The organism is Rheinheimera sp., assembly GCF_036568245.1.
Lineage (GTDB): Bacteria > Pseudomonadota > Gammaproteobacteria > Enterobacterales > Alteromonadaceae > Alishewanella.
Window position 1 is genome coordinate 1 of sequence record NZ_DATCSY010000293.1, and the last position, 6,385, is coordinate 6,385.

A 6,385-nucleotide genomic window follows, 5' to 3' on the forward strand; every position below is an offset into this window, starting at 1 on the left:
CAAGTTTAACAAGTTGCCAAACTCAAACTGCCGGTAGATGGTCTCGTTGTCACCGGCTCTTAGCGGGCGGATCGGCATCCATTCAAAATAGGCCTGCAGCGCTGCCATTTTGCGTACAGTATAGTCACCTTCATCGCTCTGGTGGTTCTCTGCACCGTCGCGCCAGGCGTCGTTGGTAATTTCATGGTCATCCCATACCGCAATAAAAGGTGCTGCGGCATGAATTTGCTGCAGTGCCTGGTCGGTACGGTACTGCGCGTAGCGTTGGCGATAATCGGCCAGGGTCAAGATTTCTGTTGCCGGCTTTACCACCCGGTTCAACGCCTTAGCATCTTCGCTGGCATAACCGTCGGCACCGTATTCATAGATATAGTCGCCAAGATGGATTGCCGCATCAAGATCTGCAATCAGCGCGGCCGCGGCATAAACGTGAAAATAGCCGGCCGGGTAGTTGGAGCAGGAAAACACTGCCAGTTTAACCTGGCTGACATCGCCTTCAGGCAGGGTTTTGCCGCGACCGGCCGCCGAGTACACAGTACCTGCTCTGAAGCGGTAAAAATACTCGGTGCCTGCTGCCAGATCCTGTACATCAATTTTAACGGTATAGTCGCTGTTGGCAGACGTGGTTGTTTTGCCGCTGCGTAATATCTGGTTAAACTCCTTGTCTGCTGACAGCTGCCATTCTACCGGTACTTCTACAGCTTCTGCGCTGACACGAGTCCACAGCAACAAAGCATCAGCAGTGGGGTCTCCGCAGGCAACACCATGTAAAAACGCTACATCGTACGGTAAAGGTTCCGGATTATCATTATCACTGCTACAGCCGGTCAGGCTGGTAGATATAACAATACTGCCGATACTGGCCGCTGAGGCCAGAAGAAAGTCACGCCGGGTAAGCTTAGCCATCTGTTTACTCCTGAAAAAGATGGCTTTAGCTAAGCAGAGTAAAATTACAATAATATTAATGAAACTAATAAATTAGTTTACATGCCGGTGTTTTACCGGGCTATTGATATGAAGCCTGATATGCTGATATATAGAGCTGATTCCGGGCTTTTCCCAGTCAGCCCAGGGCTTTCATGAGAGTTATCTGATGAAGTACTTATACGGTTTGATACTACTACTGTGCTGGCAAATGCCGGTTTTAGCCGCGACACCTATGGCGGCATTATCGGATAATCAACGTATTAGCAGCCAGATATTGGGGTATGATTTGCAGTATCGGGTGTTAGCCCCGTTATTTATTAAAAGCGCTGAAGCAGTAAAGATAATTTTCATTACCGACGGTCAAAATTATCTTGAGCACGCTAAGTTTGATCAAGTGATAGCCTCAATGATAACTCAGCAGCATATTTCGCCCGTTATTGCCGTTTTTGTGGATAGCAGAGATCCGCATGATTTGTCGGTTGATCGCAGAAATCATCAATTCATGTGTAACGCTAACTATGCGCGATTCTATCGCGACGAGTTAATTCCAGAGTTAGAAAAACGCTATAATTTACACCATAGCGCAGATAGCCGGATGATTATGGGCTTGTCTTTTGGCGCTTTAAATGCGGGATGTTTTGGCATTCTATTGCCTGAGACTTTCGGTTACCTCGCGATGCAATCACCTGCAAGTGATAAACATGTGAAAATTCTGGCTAAGGTATACCAGGAAGCGCCGCAATCTGCAGTAAAAATGTTTATGACGATCGGAACCCGTAATGATAACACCAGAGCTGGTCGGGCTTTTCACCGCCAGTTGGTAAAGCAAGGGTATGAGATAAGTTATCATGAGGTCCCTTACGGGCATAATTGGGATAACTGGCGCAGTACCCTGGACTTGCTCTTGCGCTGGTTTTCGCCATATCAATCAATACCGGAGGTTTAGAATGAAGTTTACAGAACAGCAATGGCAGCAGCGGTTAACTGATGAGCAATACCGCGTCACCCGTCTGAAAGGCACCGAATATCCTTTTAGCGGTGAGCTGCTGCACAACGAAAAGCAGGGCAGTTATCACTGTATTTGTTGTGGTAGCGAACTGTTTAATTCAGACACTAAATTTGATGCAGGCTGCGGCTGGCCCAGTTTTTATCAGGCAATAGAAGGTAAAGTTAACTACCAGCCTGATACCAGCCATGGCATGAACCGCACTGAAATCGTATGTGCCAATTGTGATGCCCATTTAGGCCATGTATTTGATGACGGCCCCGCTCCAACCGGGAACCGATACTGCGTGAATTCAGTATCACTCAGCTTTAAAGGAAGTAGCGAATAAAAAAACTGTAACTGTTGTCGTAGGCTTTCAACTTCTATTACAATACGCGCCGGCAAAGCGTTAAGCGGCGCAGACCGTGCTTTGGCATAACCGATTAATTCATCTTATTGAAGTAAAAGGCCTACACATGACCCTATCGCACGAAGAGCAGTATCAGAAGAGCTGGCAGGAACGCCAGGAATATGCCGAAAATATGCAACCTATCATTGGCCGGCTGTACCGCAGCAAAGGCATTGAGGTAGTCGTTTACGGTCGGCCACTGGTAAATGCGACCACCATTGACATCATTAAAGCGCACAAAAGCGTTGAACGTTTTGAAGGGCAAAAGCTGCGTTTGCGTGAGAGCTTTCCGGTGCTGGAAGCGATTAGCAAAATGAAGCTTGCACCGGGGCGTGTTGATATCGGTAAGCTAGCCTACGGCTATATCTACAAAAACGCGGCCAATGGTGTTGATTTACAGCAGTATCTGAACCGCGAACTGGCCGATATCCTCGATCAGGAAGATCAGGTAAAGCCTGTTGACGTTGTGTTGTACGGTTTTGGCCGTATCGGCCGTTTGTTAGCGCGCTTAATGTTGGAAAGGTCAGGCCCAAGTACTAAATTGCGCTTACGCGCTATCGTTGTGCGTGGTGGTAAAAAAGGTGATTTGGAAAAGCGTGCCAGTTTGTTACGCCGCGATTCAATTCACGGCCCATTTAATGGCAGCATTACCATTGATGAAGAAAATCAGGGTATCAAAGCCAACGGCACCTTCATTAAGGTGATATACGCTAACTCACCAGAGCTGGTTGATTACACCCAGTATGGTATCAACGATGCGCTGGTGGTCGACAACACTGGCATCTGGAAAGACGATAAAGAGCTTAGTATCCACTTCAAAAGTAAAGGAACAGCGAAAGTGCTGTTAACTGCGCCGGCGAAAGGCGAAGTGCCCAACATCGTTTATGGTGTAAACCAGCATATGATTTTGCCGGAACACAAAATTGTATCAGCAGCAAGCTGCACCACTAATGCGATTACGCCGGTGTTAAAAGCACTCGAAGATGAATTTGGTATCCGTAACGGTCATGTTGAAACCGTCCACTCTTATACTAACGATCAGAACCTGATTGATAACTTCCACAGTGCCGAGCGTCGTGGCCGTGCAGCACCGCTGAATATGGTACTAACGTCAACCGGTGCGGCCAGTGCTGTTGCCAAAGCCTTGCCACAGCTAAAAGGCAAGCTCACCGGTAATGCTATCCGCGTGCCCACGCCCAATGTATCAATGGCGATTTTGTCACTTAATCTAAACCGCGAAACCAGCCGCGAAGAGATGAACGACTTCCTGCAACGTACGTCGTTATTCTCAGAGTTGCAGGATCAGATTGATTTTACCGCGTCGACCGAAATTGTGTCGTCTGACTTAGTGGGTTCCCGCTATGCCGGCGTGGTTGACTCTCAGGCTACTATTGTCGATGGCGATCGCTGTGTGTTGTACGTTTGGTATGACAACGAGTTCGGTTACAGTACTCAGGTTATCCGTGTTATGAATGATATGGCTGGCATTAAGTATCCAACCTTACCGGTAGCGCGTTAAACCGTTACTTTATCGAAAAGCCGCTTTTTAGCGGCTTTTTCTTTGGCGTGAACCTGTTAGAATCCGTCACACTGTCGCGCAGCCTTAGTGCACCATAGTAACCTGACTTGTGTCACAAGCAGGCTGTGTTAGTCTTCTTACCATTTTAAGCAATGGATTTATGTTATGAAAATCACCAGCAATTTTGACAGCGGTAATATTGAAGTTCTGCAGATGGACAGCCCGGATAACATTCAACTGGCTATCCGTAAAGACAATCAGTCTGACTTTTTCCAGTGGTTCCACTTTCGGTTAAGTACCGAGCATGCACAGGAACACAAACTGATCATTACCAACGCGTCAGAGTCGGCTTATCCGGATGGCTGGAAAGATTATCAGGCGGTAGCCTCCTACGATCGTCAGACCTGGTTTCGGGTGGATACTGAGTACGATGGCAAAGCGCTGACAATAAAACACTTCCCAGAAGCACAGTCGGTATATTTTGCGTATTTTGCGCCATACAGCTATGAGCGCCACATGGATTTGCTGCATCAGGCACAATCTGACTATAACTGTCAGCTGGTCGAGCTTGGCGAAACGCTTGATGGCCGCGACATGAGTTTACTGATTGTCGGTGAGCCGGAAGAGGGCAAAAAGAAAATCTGGATCACAGCCCGTCAGCACCCGGGCGAAACCATGGCGGAATGGCTGATTGAAGGCTTACTGGACCGCCTGCTGGATGAAGACGATGGCGTCGCCAGAGCCTTACTGGATAAAGCCGTGTTTTATATAGTTCCTAACATGAACCCGGATGGCTCGGTGCGCGGGCATCTACGCACCAACGCGGCAGGCATGAACTTAAACCGTGAATGGCAGACGCCGTCAATGGAGAAAAGCCCTGAGGTATATCTGGTACGGCAAAAAATGCTGGAAACAGGTGTCGATCTGTTTCTGGATATGCATGGTGATGAAAACCTGCCGTATAACTTTGTCGCCGGCACCGAAGGTGTACCGTCGTACAATGAACGGATCCAAAAGTTGGAACAGCTGTTTAAGCAAACGTTGCTGGCCTTGACGCCCGAGTTTCAAACGCAATACGGCTATGAGCTTGATGCACCGGGTAAAGCCAATATGACAGTAGCAACATCCTGGGTTGGCGATCAGTTTAACTGCCTGGCATACACCGTTGAAATGCCGTTTAAAGACAATGCTAATCTGCCGGATGCAGCTTACGGTTGGTCCGATGTGCGTTCAATGAAACTTGGTCAGGACATGTTACCTGCGATTTTAGCCGTTGTTGACACACTGCGTTAGGTTTTCGCATGCGCAGTAAAGTAAAGGTATTGCTACTGGCTACTGCTCTGGTATCGCTTGGTGGCTGTACAACGGTGCAGCAGTGGTTGCAGGTATCACCACTGCCGGTCAGCAGTCAAAGTACAGCGCAGCGCACTACGCTCAGTGGCGGCAGTGCTGTCGGCCAGTTGGATGTCAGCTGGCCACAAACCAGCAGTAAAAGAGCGCTGGTAAACAATAGGGCTACCTTCATTGGTTATCAGGGCCAGGGGCAGTTATTGCTGGAACTTGGTACAGCGCAGCGCCTTACACTGAGTATAAATGGCAAGGTGCTGCAACTGGCGCCGGATGCCGCTCTGGGCCAACATCTGGTGTTTGATATCAGTTCAGTAACACGTAACGGTCTTAACCAGTTGGCAATGCTGGATATTAAACCATTAGGTGCGTCGGTGCGCCTGGTGTTGCCTTATCCGTCACTTGACGACGGTACACCAGAGCAAGCCGGCTTTTCAGTGACTGAGCTTGACGAACTGGATGCGTTAATTAACCGCGAAGTGGCGCAGGGCTTCCCCGGCGCGGTGCTGCTTATTGCCAAAGACGGTAAAGTGGTTAAAGAAACAGCGTATGGCTATGCCAGCCGTTATGATACCGCAGGCGCCGCGCTGAGCTCGCCCGAACCGATGCAAACTGACACAGTATTTGATTTGGCGTCAAACACGAAAATGTATGCCACCAATTATGCTTTGATGCATCTGGTCAGTACCGGTTTGCTCGATATCAATCTGCCGGTACAGCATTACATTGCCGAATACCAGGGCAATGGCCGTGAACAACGATTGGTGAAGGACCTGTTGTATCACAATGCCGGTTATCCACCTGAGGTGCATTTTCACCGGCCGGATAACCGCCACGGCGAAGCATTTTACTCGCTTGACCGGCGCAACAGTATGCAACTTATCGCCACTAAGGTGCCCTTCGAGCGCGAGCGAGGCGGGAAGGCAATATACAGTGACATCGACTACATGCTGCTGGGGCTGATTATTGAGCGCATTACCGGGCAGATGCAGGATCAGTATCTGGAACAAACACTGTATCGGCCTATGGGCCTGTCACACACCTTGTTTAATCCGCTACGCAAAGGCATTACGCCACAGCAGATTGCTGCCACTGAACTTGCCGGTAACAGCCGCGGTGGCCGGGTCACTTTTCCGGCGGATCAGGGCGGGGTGGTGAGGGGTAATGTGCATGATGAAAAAGCACATTATGCTTTTGA

Annotated in this window: 6 protein-coding genes; 5 read left to right on the top strand and 1 reads right to left on the bottom strand. The window is 49.0% G+C overall.

Going from position 1 to position 6,385, the window contains the following annotated elements:
• The coding region (locus VIN66_RS13190) for an alkaline phosphatase D family protein (RefSeq protein WP_331924410.1) at positions 1-906 on the bottom strand (906 nt) is incomplete at its 3' end.
• A 187-nt stretch (positions 907-1,093) separates the two neighbouring features.
• Between VIN66_RS13190 and VIN66_RS13195 the strand changes: the two genes are divergently transcribed.
• From VIN66_RS13195 to VIN66_RS13215, 5 genes are all read left to right on the top strand, one after another.
• On the top strand, positions 1,094-1,873 hold the full coding sequence (locus VIN66_RS13195) for an alpha/beta hydrolase (RefSeq protein WP_331924411.1): 780 nt from the start codon (positions 1,094-1,096) through the stop codon (positions 1,871-1,873).
• A 1-nt stretch (position 1,874) separates the two neighbouring features.
• A complete protein-coding gene (gene msrB / locus VIN66_RS13200; protein WP_331924412.1) occupies positions 1,875-2,261 on the top strand; it encodes a peptide-methionine (R)-S-oxide reductase MsrB in 387 nt (128 codons plus the stop codon).
• Positions 2,262-2,388: 127 nt separating this feature from the next.
• Entirely contained in the window at positions 2,389-3,840 is a 1,452-nt protein-coding gene (locus VIN66_RS13205; protein ID WP_331924413.1) for a glyceraldehyde-3-phosphate dehydrogenase, read from the top strand.
• Positions 3,841-4,005: 165 nt separating this feature from the next.
• Complete coding sequence (locus tag VIN66_RS13210) at positions 4,006-5,133, top strand: M14 family metallopeptidase (RefSeq protein ID WP_331924414.1); 1,128 nt, start codon at positions 4,006-4,008, stop codon at positions 5,131-5,133.
• Between the two features lie 8 nt (positions 5,134-5,141).
• On the top strand, positions 5,142-6,385 hold a 1,244-nt coding region (locus tag VIN66_RS13215), incomplete at its 3' end, for a serine hydrolase (RefSeq protein ID WP_331924415.1).